At 65.3% G+C, this 19,251-nt stretch carries 21 protein-coding genes and 1 pseudogene; 10 read left to right on the top strand and 12 right to left on the bottom strand.

The window, feature by feature from the left end; translation table 11 throughout:
- Nucleotides 1–154: 154 nt before the first annotated feature.
- Nucleotides 155–373, bottom strand: a pseudogene (locus BRPE64_RS33970) (biotin/lipoyl-containing protein); the annotation flags it as partial.
- A gap of 289 nt (nucleotides 374–662) precedes the next feature.
- Here BRPE64_RS33970 and BRPE64_RS30425 point away from each other — a divergent pair.
- Complete coding sequence (locus BRPE64_RS30425; RefSeq protein WP_044043638.1) at nucleotides 663–2,009, top strand: DUF2325 domain-containing protein; 1,347 nt, start codon at nucleotides 663–665, stop codon at nucleotides 2,007–2,009.
- Nucleotides 2,010–2,023: 14 nt separating this feature from the next.
- On the opposite strand, the gene BRPE64_RS30420 is transcribed toward BRPE64_RS30425, so the two are convergent.
- Genes BRPE64_RS30420 through BRPE64_RS30410 form a run of 3 tightly spaced genes read right to left on the bottom strand, consistent with a single transcriptional unit; the run spans nucleotide 2,024 to nucleotide 3,534 of the window.
- The gene (locus BRPE64_RS30420) at nucleotides 2,024–2,425 is read right to left on the bottom strand and encodes a winged helix-turn-helix domain-containing protein (protein WP_016348854.1); all 402 of its coding nucleotides are present in this window, start codon (nucleotides 2,423–2,425) and stop codon (nucleotides 2,024–2,026) included.
- Nucleotides 2,426–2,482: 57 nt separating this feature from the next.
- Complete coding sequence (locus tag BRPE64_RS30415) at nucleotides 2,483–3,037, bottom strand: nitrogen fixation protein NifQ (RefSeq protein WP_044043637.1); 555 nt, start codon at nucleotides 3,035–3,037, stop codon at nucleotides 2,483–2,485.
- Complete coding sequence (locus tag BRPE64_RS30410; protein WP_016348852.1) at nucleotides 3,034–3,534, bottom strand: molybdopterin-dependent oxidoreductase; 501 nt, start codon at nucleotides 3,532–3,534, stop codon at nucleotides 3,034–3,036. Before BRPE64_RS30410 ends, BRPE64_RS30415 begins: the two co-directional genes overlap by 4 nt.
- Before the next feature lie 122 nt (nucleotides 3,535–3,656).
- Between BRPE64_RS30410 and BRPE64_RS30405 the strand changes: the two genes are divergently transcribed.
- Nucleotides 3,657–4,583, top strand: coding sequence for an NHL repeat-containing protein (locus BRPE64_RS30405; protein WP_144063566.1), 927 nt, complete (start codon nucleotides 3,657–3,659; stop codon nucleotides 4,581–4,583).
- Nucleotides 4,584–4,589: 6 nt separating this feature from the next.
- Here BRPE64_RS30405 and BRPE64_RS30400 read toward each other — a convergent pair whose 3' ends face one another.
- From BRPE64_RS30400 to BRPE64_RS30385, 4 genes are all read right to left on the bottom strand, one after another.
- Complete coding sequence (locus BRPE64_RS30400; RefSeq protein ID WP_016348850.1) at nucleotides 4,590–5,537, bottom strand: ABC transporter substrate-binding protein; 948 nt, start codon at nucleotides 5,535–5,537, stop codon at nucleotides 4,590–4,592.
- 71 nt (nucleotides 5,538–5,608) lie between these two features.
- Nucleotides 5,609–6,646, bottom strand: coding sequence for an ABC transporter permease subunit (locus BRPE64_RS30395; RefSeq protein WP_016348849.1), 1,038 nt, complete (start codon nucleotides 6,644–6,646; stop codon nucleotides 5,609–5,611).
- Nucleotides 6,647–6,686: 40 nt separating this feature from the next.
- On the bottom strand, nucleotides 6,687–8,252 hold the full coding sequence (locus tag BRPE64_RS30390; protein WP_084675889.1) for a sugar ABC transporter ATP-binding protein: 1,566 nt from the start codon (nucleotides 8,250–8,252) through the stop codon (nucleotides 6,687–6,689).
- Nucleotides 8,242–9,486 carry an ROK family transcriptional regulator gene (locus BRPE64_RS30385; RefSeq protein WP_232519360.1) on the bottom strand — a complete coding sequence of 415 codons (1,245 nt, stop codon included), beginning with the start codon at nucleotides 9,484–9,486 and terminating at the stop codon, nucleotides 8,242–8,244. Before BRPE64_RS30385 ends, BRPE64_RS30390 begins: the two co-directional genes overlap by 11 nt.
- Before the next feature lie 336 nt (nucleotides 9,487–9,822).
- Here BRPE64_RS30385 and BRPE64_RS30380 point away from each other — a divergent pair, with 336 nt between their 5' ends.
- The 3 genes from BRPE64_RS30380 (at nucleotide 9,823) to BRPE64_RS30370 (ending at nucleotide 11,833) form a co-directional block, all read left to right on the top strand.
- The gene (locus BRPE64_RS30380) at nucleotides 9,823–10,332 is read left to right on the top strand and encodes a GAF domain-containing protein (RefSeq protein ID WP_044043956.1); all 510 of its coding nucleotides are present in this window, start codon (nucleotides 9,823–9,825) and stop codon (nucleotides 10,330–10,332) included.
- Between the two features lie 11 nt (nucleotides 10,333–10,343).
- Complete coding sequence (locus tag BRPE64_RS30375) at nucleotides 10,344–10,760, top strand: DUF302 domain-containing protein (RefSeq protein ID WP_016348845.1); 417 nt, start codon at nucleotides 10,344–10,346, stop codon at nucleotides 10,758–10,760.
- Between the two features lie 83 nt (nucleotides 10,761–10,843).
- Nucleotides 10,844–11,833: a substrate-binding domain-containing protein gene (locus BRPE64_RS30370; protein ID WP_044043635.1), complete on the top strand. Its 990-nt coding sequence runs from the start codon at nucleotides 10,844–10,846 to the stop codon at nucleotides 11,831–11,833.
- A 23-nt stretch (nucleotides 11,834–11,856) separates the two neighbouring features.
- Here BRPE64_RS30370 and BRPE64_RS30365 read toward each other — a convergent pair whose 3' ends face one another.
- A complete protein-coding gene (locus BRPE64_RS30365; protein ID WP_016348843.1) occupies nucleotides 11,857–13,044 on the bottom strand; it encodes a fumarylacetoacetate hydrolase family protein in 1,188 nt (395 codons plus the stop codon).
- A gap of 128 nt (nucleotides 13,045–13,172) precedes the next feature.
- Here BRPE64_RS30365 and BRPE64_RS30360 point away from each other — a divergent pair, with 128 nt between their 5' ends.
- From BRPE64_RS30360 to BRPE64_RS30350, 3 genes are all read left to right on the top strand, one after another.
- Nucleotides 13,173–13,919 carry an IclR family transcriptional regulator gene (locus tag BRPE64_RS30360; protein WP_016348842.1) on the top strand — a complete coding sequence of 249 codons (747 nt, stop codon included), beginning with the start codon at nucleotides 13,173–13,175 and terminating at the stop codon, nucleotides 13,917–13,919.
- Between the two features lie 107 nt (nucleotides 13,920–14,026).
- Nucleotides 14,027–14,803 (top strand): glycosyltransferase family 2 protein, encoded by a 777-nt coding sequence (locus BRPE64_RS30355; RefSeq protein WP_016348841.1) that lies wholly within the window; start codon nucleotides 14,027–14,029, stop codon nucleotides 14,801–14,803.
- 213 nt (nucleotides 14,804–15,016) lie between these two features.
- Complete coding sequence (locus BRPE64_RS30350) at nucleotides 15,017–15,295, top strand: TolC family protein (protein ID WP_016348840.1); 279 nt, start codon at nucleotides 15,017–15,019, stop codon at nucleotides 15,293–15,295.
- Here BRPE64_RS30350 and BRPE64_RS30345 read toward each other — a convergent pair.
- Nucleotides 15,292–15,531: a hypothetical protein gene (locus BRPE64_RS30345; RefSeq protein ID WP_016348839.1), complete on the bottom strand. Its 240-nt coding sequence runs from the start codon at nucleotides 15,529–15,531 to the stop codon at nucleotides 15,292–15,294. The two genes, BRPE64_RS30350 and BRPE64_RS30345, sit on opposite strands and share 4 nt — an antisense overlap.
- Nucleotides 15,532–15,743: 212 nt before the next feature.
- Between BRPE64_RS30345 and BRPE64_RS30340 the strand changes: the two genes are divergently transcribed.
- On the top strand, nucleotides 15,744–16,181 hold the full coding sequence (locus tag BRPE64_RS30340; RefSeq protein WP_016348838.1) for a response regulator: 438 nt from the start codon (nucleotides 15,744–15,746) through the stop codon (nucleotides 16,179–16,181).
- Nucleotides 16,182–16,200: 19 nt separating this feature from the next.
- On the opposite strand, the gene BRPE64_RS30335 is transcribed toward BRPE64_RS30340, so the two are convergent.
- Nucleotides 16,201–16,611 (bottom strand): hypothetical protein, encoded by a 411-nt coding sequence (locus BRPE64_RS30335; RefSeq protein ID WP_144063565.1) that lies wholly within the window; start codon nucleotides 16,609–16,611, stop codon nucleotides 16,201–16,203.
- A gap of 354 nt (nucleotides 16,612–16,965) precedes the next feature.
- Here BRPE64_RS30335 and BRPE64_RS30330 point away from each other — a divergent pair, with 354 nt between their 5' ends.
- Nucleotides 16,966–18,411, top strand: coding sequence for an AarF/UbiB family protein (locus tag BRPE64_RS30330; protein ID WP_016348836.1), 1,446 nt, complete (start codon nucleotides 16,966–16,968; stop codon nucleotides 18,409–18,411).
- Nucleotides 18,412–18,433: 22 nt separating this feature from the next.
- Here BRPE64_RS30330 and BRPE64_RS30325 read toward each other — a convergent pair whose 3' ends face one another.
- Nucleotides 18,434–19,246, bottom strand: coding sequence for an IclR family transcriptional regulator (locus BRPE64_RS30325; protein WP_016348835.1), 813 nt, complete (start codon nucleotides 19,244–19,246; stop codon nucleotides 18,434–18,436).
- Nucleotides 19,247–19,251 lie beyond the last annotated feature (5 nt).

Below are 19,251 nucleotides of genomic sequence, written 5' to 3'. Positions count from 1 at the left end.
CTGACGCGGTGGCGGGAGCGGGAGCGGGAGTTGAAGCGGCGGCGGGTGCCGTTGCGGGCTGGGCGGCGGGCTTTTCAGCAGCAGGCGCAGCAGTCGCAGCAGCAGGCGCGGGCGCCTGAGCGGCTGCCTTCGCCTCGGTGTCGATGATCGCGATCACTTCGCCCGCATGGACGATATCGCCTTCCTTCTTCACCACTTCCGCCAGCGTGCCGGCGCCGGGCGCGGGCACTTCGAGCACGACCTTGTCCGTTTCCAGTTCGACGAGGATTTCGTCTTGCGCCACCGCGTCGCCCGCTTTCTTCTTCCACGGCAACATCGTCGCTTCGGTGACGGACTCGGAAAGCTGCGGAACCTTGACTTCAACCCTGGCCATTCAGATTCTCCTTGTGAGCGTTTTTAGCGATGGGAGTGTCCGGCGAACGGAAACGTCATATCGAAAGCGGGCGTCGGGGCGAGGCTCAAGCGGCCGGTCCGCCGCGCCGAAGTCGTAGGATACGCTCTGTCCGTGGCGCGCGCGCGGGAGCCGGCTCACGCATCGGCGCGTGTTGCCGTCATCGTTATATTCGGTGGTATATTGCGAGACGGAAATCGAACGACCAGACCCCGGCGCGAGAACGCAACCCGCGCGCCTTCCGGCCCAGCCGATCGAGCACGAGGTGATCATGCAGACCCCGCCGTTTCAACTTGCGCGCACGAATGCTCTCGGGCATCGCGACGCCTGCTGCCAGCCGACCGAGGCCGACTTGCGCACGTCGCGACGTCGAGCGCGCCTGGCCGAACTCGATTCGCATCTGCATTGCTCGATCATCGGCACATGTCTGAGCACGGGCGAGTTGCGCAAGCTCGTGCCGAAGTTCACCGATCTCGACCGCTATCACGCGAGCGATCTGGAGATTCACCACGCGGCGGTCGAACTGGCGATCGCGGGCGGCGCGGGCGCGAAGGCGCTCAACAAGGCGCTCGACGAGCGTTACTCGGGCGCGATCCGCCGTTTCGAGGCCGCGCGCGATAGCGAAGCGCTGCTCGATCTATGGAACGACGCGCTCAAATCCGGCGATATCCCGCCTGCTTACTGGGCCGTGATGTCGCATCCGCACGCGAGCATCGAAGTGCGTCAGTCGGCGTTCGGCGAACTGCATATGCTGTCGCATCTGGTCGGCGCGGCGAATCGCGCGGACATTCGCCGGCTCGTCGCGCTCGAAGCGGACAATCAGGCACTCCGGGACAAGCTCGAACGGCAACAAGCGCGCCTGCTCGAACTGAGCGCCGAGCGCGATGCTTCCCTGAGGCAAGCAAACGAGCACGCGCTTCAGCTTGCCGCGCTCGCGGAGCGCAAGCCGGATTTATCGACTGCGCAGCTTGCGGCCGAAGTCGAGCGTCTGCGCGACAAGATCGACGACGGCGAGCGTCGTCTCGCGCTGCACACGAGCCGTCGAGAAGCCGCCGAGCAGCGCGCGCAGCAAGACGGAGAACGGACGCGCGCGCTGCGCAATCAACTCGGCGACGCGCAGGCGCTGTTGAAGATCGTGCAGGCGGAATGCGCGGCGCTGGAACGCGCGACGCTCGATGCCGCCGCTCAGTACAACGCTCAGTTCAACGCTCAGTCCAACACGCAGCCCGATGCGCGCCGCCGCGCCGTGGCATGGCTGAGCGGCAAGCGGATCGTGTATGTCGGCGGGCGGCCGAATTCGAATGCGGTGCTGAAGTCGCTGGCGGAAGCGGCGGGCGGCGAGCTGATCGTGCACGACGGCGGCGTCGAGGATCGCAAGGGCCTGCTGGCCGCGGCGTTGCCGAACGCGGATGTCGTGCTGTTCCCCGTCGATTGCATCGATCACGATTCGATGAACACGCTGAAGCGCGTCTGCGAGCGGCACGGCGTCGAATATGCGCCGCTGCGCACCGCGAGCGTGGCGAGTTTCGTGGAATTCGTCGCGCGTCTTACCGCGAGCGCACAGACCGCGCGCGCGGGTTCACCGCCGCCGTCGGCGTTCTGCCTGCGTCACGGATAAGGGATAAGGCTTGATTAAGGTTTGAGCAGCTTGGTAAGCGATGCGATCTGCCCGGCGCAAGCGGCTTCGGCCTGCGCTTCGATATCGCGATAAAGCTGGACGATGCTCTCGCCGACTTCAGTCAGCACGCAGCCGCCGCCGCTTTGTCCGCCCTGTTCGGAGACGGTTGCGGGCGACTTGAGCGAGCGATTGGTTTCGTCGATGAGCAGCCACGCGCGCCGATACGACATATCGAGGCTGCGCGCCGCCGCCGAGATCGAGCCGTGTTCGCGCACCGCTTCGAGCAGCGCGACCTTGCCCGGACCGAGCGCGATAGTCTCGCCTTTCATGATGCGCATGCGAAAGCGCACGTCGGCCGGCTGATTCGCCGTGTTCGTGTCCTTTGCGCTGTCCTTGGATTTGAGGGTCGTCGCCATGCCCGAGAGAATACACGAACGAAATCGGACGAACGTTTCAGGCGAAGCGCGTCGATCTTATCGGTTGTCCGGATAGCAAAACGCGTAATCCTCGCAGCCGGGACAGCCCGGCGCGCAGGTCGGCGCGACGCCTTGCGCGTGCGCGACTTCCTGCGCGAGAAACTTCTTCCAGCGCAGATTCGCGACGTTGCGCGCCACGAGTTCGGGATAGTGACGCGTGAGCATCTCGGTGACGTCGTCGCGGCCGGCGAGACCAAGATCGCGCCACAGATGATCGGGCCGCAGCGACGCCGCGGCGATGATCGTCGCGAGACAATGCGCATCTTCGCGATGCCGCGTGGCCGTTCGGTCGTGCCACATCAGAAGTCCGTGCAGCGCACGCACGAACACCCGATGTGCATCCGGAACGAGCGCGACCGGCACCGGCCCGAGCGTCGCGCCGGGAAAATGCCGGTGCGTCAGCGCGGCCAGTTCGGCGCCGTCGAGGCCGAGCCAATGCAGATCATGCGATTCCATGCGTGCCCCGACGAGCCGCGCGAACAGCATGGTATCTAGAGCGGGAGCGGCGGGATCGGCAGCGTGGGCGAGCAGCACACGCGCGGACGCGTTCATCGATGTGGCTGTCCGAGAATGTGTGCATCGACGCGAACGAGGCGCTTCATGTGACGCGGCGCGTGCACCGTGTCCGCGCCGGAGACGAGCACCGGCAGCCCGTCTTCCACGCCCAGTTCGCGATCCTCGCACTCGTACGCCACGATCACCTGCGCGCCGATCGCCGTATTGAACAGCTCGTGCCACGAAAACGTCACGGCGTAGCCGTCGTGCGCTTGCGCAAGAAACACGGTGCGCTTGAAATCCGTGTTGCCGGGGCGGCGCACGCCGGCGGCGTCGAGCAGCACGCGCACTTGTACGCCTCGATAGCTGCCCATCGGACGGATATAGCGTCCCGTCGAAAAACACACGAGATCGAACGGCTCGATGCTCGCGCGCGCGAATTCGCGCAATGCGGCAAGATCGAGCGTGAGCGGCCGTTCGACCGCGCCGCCGATCTCGACGACAGGTCCGTCAAGCAAGGCGCTGCGAACGGGAATCGAATGCGCAAGTTCCATGGCGATGACCGTAAAGGCACGAAATGCGTTATATCTGCGACTATATTACGACCTCCGCTCCAACGCCATGGCCCTTGCGGCATGGCGGATATGTTGCAACGCTTAATCGACGGGAGATGCGCATGAAGCGACGGCTGACGGCGGCGTTCGCCATGACGATGTTCCTCGCGGCGTGCGGCTCCGTCGCGCCGGTTTCGACCGCGCTGAAAGTGCCGCTGAGCGTGCCGTTCGCGGGCACGCCGAACGGTGTCGCGGTGCGCGATTCGGACGGCGCGGTGTTCGTGACCGACGATCGCACGAACGGCATCGTGACGACATCGCATATCGGCGACGACGATGCACCCGCGTTCTCGCCGTACGCGCGCATTCCGGCAGCCGAGGGCGAGCGCGCGGGCCTGAGCCAGATTGCGTTCGCGCCGAACGGGCATTTGCTCGTCGAGCGCTTCGGCTTCGGCTCGGCGAGCGCGGTGTTCGATGTCGCGCCGAGCGGGCAAGTCTTGCTCGCCGCCGACACGCATGCCGCGCGCAGGCGTCTGGGCCTCCTCGTGATCGATGGCGGCACATTCCTGTCGAGCTGGTTTGCGAAAGAGGGCAGCGCGCCGGCCGCGGGCGGCGTAAGCGTAATCACGCGCGGCACTGCGCCGGGGCAAGTGACGGAGCGGGATATCGTGACCGGATTGGGCAAGCCGGTCGGTCTCGCGACGGTCGGCGACACGCTCTACATCAGCGATCAGGCCGCGAACCGCATCTACAAGGTGGATCTGCAGGCGGCGCGCGCCGCGAACGCGCCGCTTGCCGCAAGCGACGTGTTCGCGACCGTCGATGCGCCCGATCTGATGGCCGCATCGCCCGACGGCACGCTCTATACGAAATGCGGCGCGCACGCCGTGTGCAGCATCTCGACGCGCGGCCGTCCGACTGTCATCGCCGCCGATCTCGACGCGCCGCGCGGCGTCGCGGTGGATGTCGCGAGAAAGCGTCTCGTTGTGGTGGATCGGTCAAGCACGCCCGGCAAGCCGAGCGCGCTGCGCGTCCTGCCGATCCGATAATCCTCCTCAACGCGGCGACGACCACCCCTTATAACTGCCCACGTTCTCACGCGTCACAAGCGTCGACGGCATAAGGATCATCGTGTTGGACGGCTTCTTGCCGTTCATCATGTCGTAGCCGACGCTCACCGCCTGCTGCGCCATCGACCACGGGTCCTGGCTCGCCGATGCCTGAATCATCGTGTCGGACTTGAGCGCGCTTTCGATATCCGGCGCGCCGTCCACCGACGTAATCACGATATTCCCGCGATGCAACTGCTTCGCCGCGAGGTCCGTGCCGATCGCCTGCGGATCGTTGATCGCGAACACGCCGTCGAGTTTCGGGAAGCGCGTGAGATAACCCTGCATCGCGTTCATGCCGCCTTCGCGCGAGCCTTTCGCGTCCTGATCGTCGGACAGCACCTTGATGCCCGGATTCTTCGCGAGTTCGGCCTTGCAGCCCTTCACGCGGTCGATCACCGCCGACACCTGCGGCCCGTTCTCGATCACCACGTTACCCTTGCCGTTCAGCTTCTTCGCCAAGAAATCGCACGCGAGCTCGCCCGCCTGCACGTTGTTGGTCTGCACGGTGGCATCGGCGCCGGCGGCCGCGACGTCCACCGCGATCACGATGATCCCCGCTTTCTGCGCCTTTTTCACCGCCGGCTCGATCGCCTTCGGATCGACGGCGTTGAGCAGAATGATGTCGACGTGCGCCGAGATGAAGTTGTCGATCTGCGTGAACTGCTTGTTCATGTCGTAGTCCGACGACACCGCCTGCACCTTGGCGTTCGGGTTGATCGCCTTGGCTTTCGCTTCCGCGCCCCGCGCGATCGTCACGAAATACGGATTGCCGAGCGAGCCGACCGTGATGCCGACGGACTTCAACTGCTTGTCGGCGGCGTGAGCGGACAGCGACAGGCTGAAACCGAGAGCGAGTGCGACGCTGGCAAAAAGCTTATTGTGTTTGCGCATGTTGTTGTCTCCAGTGGGTCCTTTTTTCGAGGGTGGGCGCACGCGGACCCGAATGCGCCCGGATAGCAGAATCAGGTGCGGGCCGAGCCGCGCTGACGATATCGATCGAGTGCCACCGCGCCGATGATCACGAGGCCCTTGATGATGTACTGCCAGATATCCGACACGCCGAGCAGCACGAGACCGTTGGTCAGCACCGCAATGATCAGCGCGCCGACCAGCGTGCCGACGATCGACCCCACGCCGCCGACGAAGCTCGTGCCGCCGAGAATCACCGCGGCGATCGCATCGAGTTCATACGACTGGCCGAGCTGCAAACCGTTGGCCGCATAGAGCCGCGCGGCGGACATCACGGCGCCGAGACCCGCGAGCAACCCGGAAATGGCGTAGACGAAAAGCTGGATGCCCCAGACCTTGATGCCCGACAGACGCGCCGCTTCCGGATTGCCGCCGACCGAGTAGATGCGCAGGCCGAGCACCGTGCGCCGCAGAATGAACCACGACACGATAACCACCGCAATCGCGATGATCACGAGCCACGGTACGCCGAACAGCGTGTCGTTGCCGATGAACGCGAACGAGAGCTGCGGATTGAAGATGGTCGTGTCGTTGCCGATCAGGCGCGCGATGCCGCGCACGGCGGTGAGCGAGCCGAGCGTCACGATGAACGGCGGCAGCTTGAGCAGCGCGATCAACAGGCCGTTCACGACGCCGAAGCCGAGACCGACCGCGAGCGCGGCGGGAATGCCGAGCCATCCCAGACCCGGAATATTCGATGCGAGCAACGCAGTGACCGCCGCAGCCGAAAGCACCGAGCCGACCGACAAGTCGATGCCGCCCGTCAAAATCACGAAGGTCATGCCGGCCGCGAGCACGATGTTGATCGATGCCTGCTGCGCCACGATCGACAGATTCTGCAAGCTGAAGAACCCGTCCGTGCCGACGCCGAAGCCGATGCACAGCAGAATCAGCACGGGCAGCATGCCCGCCGTGCGCATCAAAACCTGCATGCGCTCCTTGCGCTCGATCCGGCTTTGCCGTTGCGTCGTGCTTTCGGCCTTGGCGGCGGGCGCGGCGCCCGTGTCGTGGTGTTTCGTCGTGTCAGCCATGTCTCTCTCCAGATATATCGTTCGTGTATCAGGCCGTGTATCAAGCCGCCTGATCCAGCGCGACCTTCGAGCCCGTCGCGAGCTCGATGATTCCTTCCTGCGAAATCGGCTTGCCCGAATGGCCGCCGAGTTCGCCCGCAATTTCGCCTTCGCGCATCACGAGCACGCGATCCGCCACGCCGATCACTTCCGGCAGCTCGCTCGAGATCACGATGATCCCCACGCCCGTACGCGCGAGATCGTTGATGATTCGATAAATCTCCGACTTCGCGCCGATGTCCACGCCGCGCGTCGGTTCGTCGAGAATCAGTACTTCGGGTTTGGTTTCGAGCAGGCGCGAGAGCAGCACTTTCTGCTGATTGCCGCCCGACAGCGCGCCCACGTTCACGCGCATGTTCGGCACGCGGATAGTGAGCGCCGCGATCGCGTCTTTCGCGCGCGTATTGCCGCGCGGCAGGTCCATGACGCCCACCTTCGCGTCGCGCCCGGCGATCGTGATGTTGATGTTGTCGCGCACGCTCATGTCGAGGAACAGGCCCTGGCCCTTGCGGTCTTCGGTGAGATAGACGAGACCGGCATCGATCGCGTCGCGCGGCGTGCGCAGCTTGAGCGTCTTGCCGTGCATCGACACTTCGCCGCGCGTCGCCGATTCCGCGCCGAAGATCAGGCGCGCGAGTTCCGTGCGTCCCGCGCCGACCAGCCCCGCGATGCCGAGCACTTCGCCCGCGTGCAGATCGAGGCTGCAGCCGCGCACGCGGTTGTTATCGGCGATATCGCGCACGGACAGCACCACGTTGCCCGGATCGTAGGCCGCGTGTTGCTTCTTGTAGAAGCCGGAGATATCGCGGCCGACCATCATCTTGACGAGGCTGTCGGCGGAGAGTTCGTCGCGCATCAACGTGCCGACGTAGGCGCCATCGCGCAGCACGGAGACGCGGTCGGACAGCTCGTAGATCTCCGCCATCCGGTGACTGATGTAGATGATCGCGATGCCTTCCGCGCGCAGCGTGCGCACGAGTTCGAACAGGCGGTCGGTTTCGCGTGAGGACAGCGGCGTGGTCGGTTCGTCCATCACGAGGATGCGCGCATGGGCATGCACGGCGCGCGCGATCTCGACGAGTTGCCGCTCTGCAATCGACAGATCGCCGACGAGCGTATGCGGCTTGAACGCGGCGCCGAGGCGCTTCAACACGTCCTCGCAGCCGCGCTCCATGCCGGCGCGGTCGACCAGTCTGCCGCGCCGCAGCTCGCGTCCCGCGTAGATGTTTTCCGCGACGGAAAGATTCGGCGCGAGACTCAGCTCCTGATAGATCACCGCGACGCCCAGCGAACGCGCGGCAAGCGGCCCGTTGATGATGACGGGCTGGCCGTCGACCAGAATCTGGCCGCCGGCATCGGCCTGGTAGGCGCCGGAGAGAATCTTCATCAGCGTGGACTTGCCCGCGCCGTTCTCGCCCATCAGCGAATGCACTTCGCCGGGATAGACGGACAAGCGCACGTCGTTCAGCGCGCGCACGCCGGGAAAGGTCTTGCTGATGCCGCGCATTTCCAATAGAGGCGGGCGCGGCGAGGCAGTGGAAGCGGACGGAGCGGAGTCATGCGGCATGGTTGACCTCTTGGGTTTTCGTCCCCGCGTGGCGAAGGCCCGCCGCGCGTGGTGAAAAGTTGAAGAACATCGGCAGCGTGGCCGCGCCGATTGCGCCCGCATCCGGGCCGAAGGTGCCGCGCACGAGCGTCGGCGTGCCGCGCGCTTCGGGCGCGTTGGCGGCGAGCGTCGCGGCGAGGCGCTTGACGAGCTTGTCGAGCAGACCGCCGTCGATGTCGGAGTCGATCACGACCATCGGTACATCGAGTACGCAGAGCGTCGCGCGCAGAGCGGGCGCGAGCGCCTCGATGCAGTCGTCGATCCATTCGTCGACGGCGGGCAGGCGGCTCTCGATGCACGCCTGCAAGTCGACGCGGTTATCCGCCGCCGCGCCGCAGTAGTTCAGATGCCGCACGAGCGCATTGAGCGACGCGCGCGACAGCAGGATGTCCCACGGTCCCGACGGCTGCGGCGCGGAAGGCAGGCGGCTCGGCGGCACCGGAATCACGCCGATATCGCCCGCATTGCCCGAGGTGCCGCGCAGACAGTCGCCGTTGATCGCGATGCCGCCGCCGATTGCCGAGCCGAGAAACAGATAGACGAAGTCGTCGCAGCGGCGGCCGTGGCCGTAGAAGAGTTCGGCGGTCGCGGCGGCGTTGCCGTCGTTTTCGCTGAAGACCGGCAGCGAGAGCGCGCGGCTGAGTTCGTCGGCGAAATCGGTTTGGTCCCACGCGCGGAAGGTTTCGGCGGGCAGCGCCAGTTCGCGCAGCCAACTGCCGAGATTGAACGGCTGCGCGATGCCAACGCCCGTCAACCGCTCGCGCTCGGCTTCGGACAGCAGGCCGAGCATCTTGTGGATATCGCGCTGGACGATTTGCAGCACCGCCGACGGTTCCGGCAGCACGGTATCGAGCGCGCTGCGGGCGAGCACGTCGCCGGCAAAATTGACGAGCACCGTCTCGATGCCGGTGCGGTCCAGCCGCACGCCGATCCCGAACGCGCCGCGCGGATCGAGCCGGATCAACGAGGCGGGCTGGCCGCGCTGGCCGTCGAGCCTGCGTCCGCTGTATTCGATCAGACCCGCTTTTCCCAGCGACTCGATGATGGTGCCGACCGCCGTGCTCGTCAGATTCGCATGACGCGCGAGGTCGGCCTTGGACGCCGGTTCGGTGCGGCGCAACGCCTGCAGGAGCAGGCGCTCGTTGTAGCGGCGCACGCTCGCGGAGTTGCTTCCTCTGCCGCTTAAGGATTTCAACACGCTGTCTCCGGACGGCCATCGAGTCGCGGCCATTAATTAAATCAAGTTGATTTATTTAAGATCGTTGGCGCCTCGAAGTAAAGGAGGGAAATCCCGGAGCCGATTTTTAAGCGTTCGATGAGAACAGATGCGCCCGGTGCGCTTTCACACTAGGCGATGCAATCCCCAGTGCCAAGCTGCACGACGGTGCTTTTCGGCGGGTTTTCGGCCAGTGCTAAACGAGCTTTCGACGGGCGGCGCGGCGCTGAGCGGGGCATGGGTCGTTGTGCTATCGTCGGCGACACTTTTTCACCTTGCGCGCGGCGTCAGCGGCGCGCGCTCATTCTCACCATCATGTTTTCGATTTCTTCGGCGACGCACGCCACCAAGGCCGCCCAGTACGACGAGTTGCTCCAGCAGACGCGCTCGCTCATCGGCGACGAGACGGATTTCATCGCCAATGCGGCGAATTTTTCGGCGCTCGTGTATCACACGCTGCCCGATCTGAACTGGGCGGGCTTCTATCTTTTCGACGGCAACGAACTCGTCGTCGGACCGTTTCAGGGCAAGCCCGCGTGCGTGCGCATCGCGCTCGGGCGCGGCGTGTGCGGCACGGCGGCGCGCGACCGGCGCACGCAGGTCGTGCCCGATGTCGATGCGTTCCCCGGCCATATCGCCTGCGATTCGGCGTCGCGCTCGGAGATCGTCGTGCCGCTGGTCGCGGGCGACGGCAGGCTGATCGGCGTCTGGGATGTGGACAGCCCGTCGCCCGGCCGTTTCGGCGATGAAGACGCGCTCGGCATGGAAGCGCTGTGCACCGCGTTCGTCGCGCTCGCGTGGGGCAAGCGCACGGGTGATCGATAACCGGAGGCATCATGTCCGCCGATTCGAAAGAAGGCACGCACGATAACGGCGTCGTCACGGTCGCGAGCACGCAAGGCGCACTGGCGACCGCCGACAAGCTCGAAGCGCTGATCCGCGCGCGCGGGTTGACTCTGTTCGCGCGCATCGACTTCAGCGGCGACGCCGCGCGCGCCGGACTCGCGATGCCGCCGAGCCAGTTGCTCGTGTTCGGCAATCCGCAGGCCGGCACGCCGCTGATGCAGGCCGTGCCCACCGCCGCGCTCGATCTGCCGCTCAAGGTGCTCGCCTGGGAAGACGCCGATGGCCGCGCCTGGCTTTCCTACAACGCACCCGATTATCTGCGCGCGCGTCACGGGCTCGACGCCGGGTTTATGAAGCCTTTAAGCGGAGTGGTCGCGCTCGTCGAGGCGGCGCTGAAAGCAAGCTAAAGCCGAACTAAAGCAATACGTTCAGGCGGGATCGGGCGTCCGCTGCGTCTACAATGAGGCGATTCCATCTGTCTCAAAATTCAATGACGAGCCTTGCCCGCCGCCGTTTGCTTGCCGCGTGCGCCCTCAGCGCGTGCGGTTTTGCACGCGTGCGCGGGGCTGGCGCAGCGGCATTGGACAACAAGGCGACAGTGGCACTCGTCATGAAGGCGCTGGACGATCCGTTCGTCGTGTCGATGATCGATGGCGCGCGCAACTACCAGCGGCATTACGCATCGCAGCTCGATCTCACGACGCACGGCACGCTCGCCGATAACGACGTCGCCGGGCAGATCCATATCGTCGAGTCGCTGATCGAGGCGAAGACCAACGCGATTGTCATTGCGCCGGCGGATTCGCAGGCGCTGCTGCCGGTGGCGTCGAAGGCGATCGCGGCGGGCATTATCGTGATCGCGATCGACAATCCGTTCGACGAGCGCGCGCAGGAAGCGGCGAACGTCCCGATTCCGTTCGTCGGGCCGGACAGCCGGCGCGGCGCGAAACTCGTCGGCGCGTATCTCGCGTCGAAGCTGCAGGCGGGCGACGAGGTCGGCATCATCGAAGGGCCGGCCAACGACCGCAATGCCCAGCAGCGCACGCTCGGGTTCAGGGACGCGACAAACGCCGCGAACCTGCGCATCGCCGCGGCGGACGGCGCCGACTGGACGGTGGCGAGCGGCAAGGCGATCGCGCTGCAAATGCTTTACGCGCATCCGGCGATACGCGGCCTGATGTGCGCGAACGACAACATCGCGATGGGCGCGATCGATGCCGTGCGCATCGCCGGAAAGCAGGGCCGCGTGCTCGTGACGGGCTACAACAACATCGACGCCGTGCAACCGATGCTCGACGATGGCCGTCTGCTCGCGACCGTCGAGCAATTCGGCGCGCGGCAAGCGGTGTTCGGTGTCGATGTCGCGGTGAAGGCGCTGCTCGAAAAACGGCGCGAACGGGATTTGTCGCCGTATATGGAGACGCCGGTTCAACTCGTGACGAAGGCGCGGACGAAGGGGTTTCGCTTCGGGGCGTCGTGAGACGCGCCGCGCCTTAGTGTGCTTCAGTGCGCCGCCGCGCCCAGCAACCCCCGCGCCGCAAGACTCTGATAAAGCGCCCGCACGCCAAACGTCCACGGCTCGATTTCCGTCGAGAGTCTCACCGTGTTGACGAGCGCGCCGAGGCTCGGCGTCGAAATGGTCACGACATCGCCGAGATGATGCGTGAAGCCGCCGCCTTCGGTGTCGCGGTCCTTGATCGGCGAGAACATCGTGCCGAGAAACAGCATGAAGCCGTCCGGATACTGATGATGTGCGCCGTGCGTCTGCGTGACGAGATCCGCCGGGTCGCGGCTGATTTCGCTCATGTGGCTCACGCCTTCGAGCACGAAGCCGTCGTCCGCGCCTTCGATGCGCAGCGACACGCTCGTGGCGCGCACCGAATCCAGCGTGAAGCGTTCGTCGAACAGACGCACGAACGGGCCGATCGCGCACGACGCGTTGTTGTCCTTCGCCTTGCCGAGCAACAGCGCGCTGCGGCCCTCGATATCGCGCAGATTGACGTCGTTGCCGAGCGTCGCGCCGACGATCTCGCCGCGCGCGTTCACCGCCAGCACGATTTCCGGCTCCGGATTGTTCCATTGCGACGTGGGATACAGGCCGACATCCGCGCCGAATCCCACCGACGACATCGGCTGCGACTTCGAAAACACTTCCGCATCCGGCCCGATGCCGACTTCCATGTACTGCGACCACGCGCCGCGCCGTTCGAGTTCGGCCTTCAGTTTTGCCGCGCTCTCGGAGCCGGGCTTGATCTGCGAGAGATCGGCGCCGATCAGCTTGTTGATCGTGTCGCGCACTTCCTGCGCGCGGCTCGCGTCGCCGCCCGCCTGTTCCTCGATCACGCGTTCGAGCAGGCTCACCGCGAACGTGACGCCGCACGCTTTCACCGCCTGCACGTCGCAGGGAGCGAGCAGGCGCAGGCCATCGGGTGCGGCGTCGAGCGTCGCTTGCATCAGATCTTGCACGTTGCCGAGGTGCTCGCCCTCGGCGCTCCGGGCGATGTCGAGCGCGTCGGGGCGATCGAACAGATCGGCGGTGGTCGGCGCGGCGCGCGTGATGTCGAATACTTCGCCCTTTCGCACGGCCACGACGGCGGGACCGTTGACCGGCGCGGGACGCCACACGCGGCCGATCAGCACCGCGTTGGCGAAGTCTTCGGGCAGGCAGGAGGAGACGGAAACGGGCTGCATGGGCGGGCTCACCGGAGCGTGGAAAAAGGAGCAACGATCGTAGCCCGCGTGTCGAAGCGTGTCCATTGGGTTGCATGTTTATCCAACCTGTTGGAATATGCGAATTCCCCTCTGTTGCAATTCATCCGATGGAAAAAGCCTACGACGTGCCCGCGCTGCGCCGCGCGAGCGATATCCTCGACGCGCTTGCCGCCGCCGCGAAGCCGGTGCGGGCCGCGACGCTCGCGGAACAGATCGGCCTGTCGCGCAGCACGCTGTATCTGATGCTGGAAACGCTCGCGCGCATGCAGTGGATCGAGAAGCGCGACGATGGTTACGTTGTCGGCGTCGGGCTGTTCGAGCTGGGCAACGCCTACGTGCGCCACGATGCGCTGCAGGCCGCGTTTCGCGAAGGCGCGGGCGCGTTCATCAACAAGCACAACGAGGTCGTGCAACTGGCCGTGCTCGACGGCGTGCATGTGGTGTATGTGGCGCGCGAGGACGCGCATCGGCCGGTGCGGCTCGTGTCCGATCTCGGCTCGCGTCTGCCCGCGCATTGCTGCGCGCTCGGCAAGGCGCTGCTCGCCGGACTGGCCGATGAAACCGTCATCGAGCGTCTGCCCGAACGGCTCGAAGCCGTCACGCCGCGCACTATCACGCGCCGCGCGGCGCTGTTGCGTGAACTCGCCGCAATCCGCACGAGCGGGCTTGCCGTGGAGCGCGAGGAAGTCGCGGAAGGGCTCGCGTGCTTCGCGGCCTATGTCGGCATGACGCCGGCGGGCAAGCGCGTGGCCGTATCGACGAGCGTGCCCCTCGGCCGGCTCGATGCGAAACGCGAGAAGCAAATCTGCATCGGCATCGTGCAACTGGCCGCGCATTTGCGCGGGGCGCTGTGAGGCAGGCTTAGCATTTCGACGGTTTCCAAGACAGCACGCGTGGGCGCTTCTCGCGGGCGGCTAACATGGCAGATCGTCCTCGGTTGAGCGTTCCATCGCACGGCACCATGTCGCATCCTTCGCATTCCGCAATTCCCGCTGTTTCCATCATCACGCCGACGGCGGGACGCCATGCGTTTCTGCCGCTCATCGCGCGCTGCGTGCTGAAACAGACGATCGACTGGGAATGGCTGGTGCACGACGACAGCCCCGAGCCGTGCGCCTTCATGGTTGACCTCTGCGCGACGGATTCGCGCGTGCGCTACTTTCATCGGCGCGGGCCGCGCGCATCGATCGGTGCGAAGCGCAACTTTCTGATCGGCGAGGCGCGCGGCGCGATCATCGCCCATTTCGATGACGACGATTACTACGCGCCGCATTATCTGGCGGACATGGTCCGTCTCAAGCGGGAAAACCGCGCCAATATCATCAAGCTGTCGGACTTCTATGTGTTCGCGCCGCACCTCGAATTTTTCGGGTACTCGGAACTGAATGCCCGCACCGGTCCGCATTACCTCGTGACGTGGGAGACGGTCCGCCGCTTCGAGATTAGCGAAGGCACCGAGGTCGGCATCGATCTGCTGACGCTCTATGGCTTCTCGTGCGTGTATGACCGGCACGTTGCCGTTCGCAACGTATTCGGCGACGTGAGCATGTACGAGGACGATGCGTTCATGCGCCAGGCGATCGAAGATGGCTGCAAGATCATCGCCGTGGACGACAGAAACGCATCGTGTCTGCATCTGGTTCATCCCAACTCGACAGCATCGAGCTTCTCGCGCTTTTCACTGCCCGGCTTTCTCGTCGGACGGTTGTTTCCCGGCTACGAGGGATATCCCGGCTGAGCGTCGCTCGCAACTAGCGCGCGGCCTGCTTGCCCGCGACCTTCGTTGCACGGCGCGCTGCGAACCGCGCCCCGCTCGCCTCGGCTTCTTTCTCGGCTTCTTTCTCGCCTTCGCCGTGCGCGGCAATCAGCGCGTCGCACTTCGTCTTTGCACAGAGGACATCGCGCAGACGCTGCTCGCCGTGTCGCCAGCCGGTGTCCGCTTCGCCGCCGAATGGACAACGCGCTGGCTTCGTATCGCACGGAGCATGACCGTCGCGCGGCGCTCACGCGTACCGTCGAGGCCAGTCGCATGAGTCTGCAACTCGCGACGGACCGCTACCGCAAAGGCATCACGCCGTTCGTGACTGTGCTCGACGCCGAACGCCAGCTTGCGCAGACGCGCGAGCAACTCGCGCAATCGACGGTCAATGTGACGACCGATCTGATCGCCGTGTACAAGTCGCTCGGCGGCGGATGGCAGGACGATCAGGCGGCGACCGCGCAGAATTAACGCCGGCGCTTTTTCCAGTCGTAGCCGGCGGGCGGATCGGCCGCGCCAGGCTTGCCGACCGACTGCGGATTCTCGCTGCACAGCGTGATGAAGCCGATGTCCTCGCCTTCGGCCTGGCGCTTGCGCAGTTCTTCCGCGAAGCGCAGCGCCTCGGCGAGCGATGCGGCGTCGAACTTCCTGAAGTGCGCGGCGGCTTCGGCGTCGGGGTTGCCGCCGAGCCAATAGACGACGAACATCGATTTCCTCACTATTTGAGATGCCCGCATTGATGGCAGCCGTGCCATGTCGATGCAAAACGTGCACGGCGAGCGTGCATCGGCGGGTGGTAGACATGCCGGGTATTTACCGAGTGTAAGTCGGCGAGCCGCATGGCGCCTGAAGGTGCGCCCGATGACGAGTGAGGGAACGAACGTTGCTGTTCATTCCGCTTATCCCGAGGCCAAGAACGATGCAACAAACCGACCGCGTTCCTTCGCAGGTGCTGTGGCAGATTCCGGTGCGCACGACGCGTGCCGAGGAACCGCGCGTGCTCATCGCCGATGACGATCTCAATGCCACGCGCGCGATCTGTCTCGCGCTCGAAGACGCCGATTTCAGCGTGCGCGCGGTGCATACCGGCCTCGACGCGGTGACGCTCGTGCGCAAGTGGCGTCCGGGCGTGGTGCTGCTCGATCTGACGATGCCGCTCGGCGACGGTTGGGAAGCCGCCGAAGCGATCCGCGCCATCGATGTTTCGATGCTGATGCTCGCGCACACGAGCCGTACGAGCCGCGAGGACTGGACGCGCGCGCAACGCACGGGCTTCAACGGCTATTTCGTGAAGCCCACGGAACTCGACGGCATGATCGCGGTGCTGCGCGATTTCTTTGCGGTGCGCGAATCGTAGACCTGAACCGTCCGGCCGATCACGCGCCGGCACGCCCGCGCGTCATATCGATCAATGTCAGCGCAGGCCCGTCGATATCGCGTTCGATCTGCGGCTTCAGCATGTCTTCCCAGTACTGGCAGTAGCCCGCCCAGAACGGCATCTGCGTTTGCGCGGAGACGGCTGTGGGCAAGGTATCGGGCAGTGCGCTGCGCAGACGCTGAATTTCCTTCTGCTTCCATTGCAGCAGCGTGCGGCGATGTCCGCGCCGCGGCGGACACTGCGCGTGCATTTCGGCGAGCGCGATAGTCAGGCCTTCGGCCGGCCGCGACGCCATCGTGGTCAGTACATTGGTTGCCGGGCGCGGGCCGCGCTCGTGGCACATGATCGCCCCGATCTGGCCGAGGATATACATGGCTCGCGCCATCGACGGTTCGGAATGGAGTTGCATTGCGTCTCTCGGGTGTGTCGTTTGTTCTTCTTCGTGCAGGGACGCTCGAAGCTGCATGACTGTCGATGTCGATCTGGAAACGTCGCATCGCAGCGTTTTATTAAGATATCGCACTCAGATTAATCTGAGTTCAACGTCGACAAAAATATACAGTTGACGAGCGAAGTCCGTGCTTCCCAAAAATGTTCGATACGAAGAGGATACCGAACTAAAAGACGAAGTTAGACGAAGAACGGCGCACAATGAACGCGTGCGCGGCTGTCGGAATCGTGATACACATTGAACGATTCGGGTGCCACGCACGACGGCATAGCAGCTTTCAGCGGTTTCAACTCACTTTCAGCGAGCCTGCACGTGTTTGTCCGACGACTCGCGACGCTCTGGCGTCTTGGCCAAGCGTTCGTCCACGAAAGCCATCATGTCGATGACGGCGCCGCGATGACGCGCGTCGCGCGCTTCTTCGCCACGCATGGCGCACGCGCCGCGCCGCTCGCGGCGGGCGTGCCTGCGCTTTCGCAACTTTCGCGTGTGCTGGAAAACGCGTCGGGTGCGCTCGCGCGTCATCCGGTGCTGGCGGAAACCGCCGTGCGCGTGGCGCTCGACGAAATGGACGGCCTCTTCACGCCTTACGATGCACCGCGCTTTCGCGCCGCGTGCGCCGCCGCGCTGCCCGCTACGCCCGCTTTCGAACTCACGCATCTGAGCGACGTGCCGCTGCGCTCGGGCGTCGCGGAGCAGACGCATACGGCGCGCATCGGCGAAATGCCGGTGCGGGTCACGTTGCTGCGCGCCGACGCGCGTGCCGAACTGGAAGACGATCTCGACCTCGCGTTCGCGGCGGCGAGTTTCGCGGAACGGCGTTCGGCGAAAGCGCGCGACATGCATCCGTCGCAATGGGTGCGGCGCGCGCGGGAAAGCGTCGACGCGATGATCGACCTGCGCCAGCGCGCCGCCGACCAGAGCTATCTGCGCTTTCGCCTGCGCGACGATGCACGGCTCGCCGTGCCCGAAGTGCTCTGGGACTATTGCAACGACGCCGTGCTGACGACGCGCGCGATCCGCACTGTCGCGCTGTCGGATGCTGACGCGCTCGCGTCGTGCGGGATCGAACAGGCCGGCGTCATCGCGACCTTGATCGAGGCGTTCTTCGAGATGGCGCTGGGCGTCGGCGTGTATCACGCGGGGCTCGATGCGGCCGGCGCGCGCATCAGCATCGAGCCCGCGACGCGCGGACAAATCGTGCTCGAAGCCGACAATCCGTTGATGATCTTCGCCGCGCACGAGCGCGAATTCATGGTCGGCGTGTCGCATGCGCTGCTGCAAGGCGATCACAAAGCCGCGGCGCGCATGCATCTCGAACACGGGCGGCCGCAGACGCATGCGACGCATCACGAAGTGCGCGTCGAGTCGACGTATCGGCGCGAGGCGGAGCGTTTCGCGTCGGCGCACGCGCGGCGCAGCGTCGGTGTCGCGCAGTTGTTCGGCGCCATCGGCAAGGCGCCCGCCGAGCACATGTTCAGCGCGGCGCACGGGCGCATTGCATCGCGGGCGATGTTGCTGTCGCGTTCGGCGGAACGCATCGAGTGCATGGCGCAGGAGATCGCGCCCGATATCGATGTGTGGAAAATCGCGCGCAAAGTCATTTTGCGGCTGGCTGCGGATCAGTTCAGCTTGCGGAGCCTGGCGGCGCACTTCGCGCACGAGGCGACGCAATGGCCGCACACGCTTCCGCGCTGGCCGGCGCTCATCGCGAAGCGCGCGGCGGCGTCGCAACGCACGCGCGGGACGGTGTTTCGTTAGGGTCTGTTGCTAAGGTCTATTCCTACCGCGTGCCCGGACTCATACCGGCGGCGATCGCCCGGCACGCTTCTCTGAGCGGCGCGACGTAGGTGTCGAGCGGCGTCGCGCTCTTTCTGAACAGCGGAATGCTGACGCTCACGCAGCCGAGCGTCGCGCCGTTCGCGCCGACAATCGCGCTGCCGTAGCAAAAAATCTGCGCCTCGTTTTCCTCGCGGTCTTCCGCATAGCCGCGTGTGCGCGTTGCGTCGAGTTCGGCGTCGAGCGCCGTGCGATCGACAATCGTATTCGGCGTGAAGCGCTCGAACGCGATGCCTTGCAGGAGCGCATTGCGCGCGTCGGGCGTCAGCGTCGACAAATACGCCTTGCCGACAGAACTCGAATAAAGCGTCACGCGCGTGCCAATGCGCGACGCCATGCGCACGGCATGCGGGCTCTCCAGCTTTTCGACATAGACCATTTCCGAGCCGCTTCGCACCGCGAGATGCACGGTCTCCTGCGTGGCGTCGCGCAGCGTCTGCAATGCATCGGCGGCGGCGACGCGCAAGTCCGAGCGTTCCCAACTGCGGCTCGCAAGCGACATCAGACGCGGCCCAAGCGCATAGCATCCGCCGCGCGCGCTTTCGACGACGAGCCCCTCCGCGATCAACGCGCCGACGATGCGATACACCGTCGGACGCGGATAGCCGCTTGCCGCCGTGAGACGCGCGATAGTCGGCGGTTCGGCGGCATCGGCGATGAGTTGGAGAACCGCCATGAACTTGGAGAACGCAGCGGTGCCGCTGGCTTTGGCGGCGTCGAGAGCAAGAGAGTCGGAGAGCATGATGCTGCGAATCATGCCAT

Origin of the sequence: Caballeronia insecticola, assembly GCF_000402035.1 — a bacterium.
Lineage (GTDB): Bacteria > Pseudomonadota > Gammaproteobacteria > Burkholderiales > Burkholderiaceae > Caballeronia > Caballeronia insecticola.
Note: the sequence above shows the minus strand (reverse complement) of the source record. Positions and strands in the feature narration are given on the sequence as shown.

What these genes read in the sequence shown, in the direction of transcription:
- BRPE64_RS30390 (WP_084675889.1), bottom strand. Translation starts at nt 8,252, where the DNA reads ATGCCGCATGACTCCGCTCCGTCCGCTTCCACTGCCTCGCCGCGCCCG.
- BRPE64_RS30420 (WP_016348854.1), bottom strand. Translation starts at nt 2,425, where the DNA reads ATGGCGACGACCCTCAAATCCAAGGACAGCGCAAAGGACACGAACACG.
- BRPE64_RS30325 (WP_016348835.1), bottom strand. Translation starts at nt 19,246, where the DNA reads ATGATTCGCAGCATCATGCTCTCCGACTCTCTTGCTCTCGACGCCGCC.
- BRPE64_RS30425 (WP_044043638.1), top strand. Translation starts at nt 663, where the DNA reads ATGCAGACCCCGCCGTTTCAACTTGCGCGCACGAATGCTCTCGGGCAT.
- BRPE64_RS30360 (WP_016348842.1), top strand. Translation starts at nt 13,173, where the DNA reads ATGGAAAAAGCCTACGACGTGCCCGCGCTGCGCCGCGCGAGCGATATC.
- BRPE64_RS30375 (WP_016348845.1), top strand. Translation starts at nt 10,344, where the DNA reads ATGTCCGCCGATTCGAAAGAAGGCACGCACGATAACGGCGTCGTCACG.
- BRPE64_RS30365 (WP_016348843.1), bottom strand. Translation starts at nt 13,044, where the DNA reads ATGCAGCCCGTTTCCGTCTCCTCCTGCCTGCCCGAAGACTTCGCCAAC.
- BRPE64_RS30345 (WP_016348839.1), bottom strand. Translation starts at nt 15,531, where the DNA reads ATGTTCGTCGTCTATTGGCTCGGCGGCAACCCCGACGCCGAAGCCGCC.
- BRPE64_RS30350 (WP_016348840.1), top strand. Translation starts at nt 15,017, where the DNA reads ATGGACAACGCGCTGGCTTCGTATCGCACGGAGCATGACCGTCGCGCG.
- BRPE64_RS30395 (WP_016348849.1), bottom strand. Translation starts at nt 6,646, where the DNA reads ATGGCTGACACGACGAAACACCACGACACGGGCGCCGCGCCCGCCGCC.
- BRPE64_RS30335 (WP_144063565.1), bottom strand. Translation starts at nt 16,611, where the DNA reads ATGCAACTCCATTCCGAACCGTCGATGGCGCGAGCCATGTATATCCTC.
- BRPE64_RS30405 (WP_144063566.1), top strand. Translation starts at nt 3,657, where the DNA reads ATGAAGCGACGGCTGACGGCGGCGTTCGCCATGACGATGTTCCTCGCG.
- BRPE64_RS30340 (WP_016348838.1), top strand. Translation starts at nt 15,744, where the DNA reads ATGCAACAAACCGACCGCGTTCCTTCGCAGGTGCTGTGGCAGATTCCG.
- BRPE64_RS30400 (WP_016348850.1), bottom strand. Translation starts at nt 5,537, where the DNA reads ATGCGCAAACACAATAAGCTTTTTGCCAGCGTCGCACTCGCTCTCGGT.
- BRPE64_RS30410 (WP_016348852.1), bottom strand. Translation starts at nt 3,534, where the DNA reads ATGGAACTTGCGCATTCGATTCCCGTTCGCAGCGCCTTGCTTGACGGA.
- BRPE64_RS30370 (WP_044043635.1), top strand. Translation starts at nt 10,844, where the DNA reads ATGACGAGCCTTGCCCGCCGCCGTTTGCTTGCCGCGTGCGCCCTCAGC.
- BRPE64_RS30355 (WP_016348841.1), top strand. Translation starts at nt 14,027, where the DNA reads ATGTCGCATCCTTCGCATTCCGCAATTCCCGCTGTTTCCATCATCACG.
- BRPE64_RS30415 (WP_044043637.1), bottom strand. Translation starts at nt 3,037, where the DNA reads ATGAACGCGTCCGCGCGTGTGCTGCTCGCCCACGCTGCCGATCCCGCC.
- BRPE64_RS30380 (WP_044043956.1), top strand. Translation starts at nt 9,823, where the DNA reads ATGTTTTCGATTTCTTCGGCGACGCACGCCACCAAGGCCGCCCAGTAC.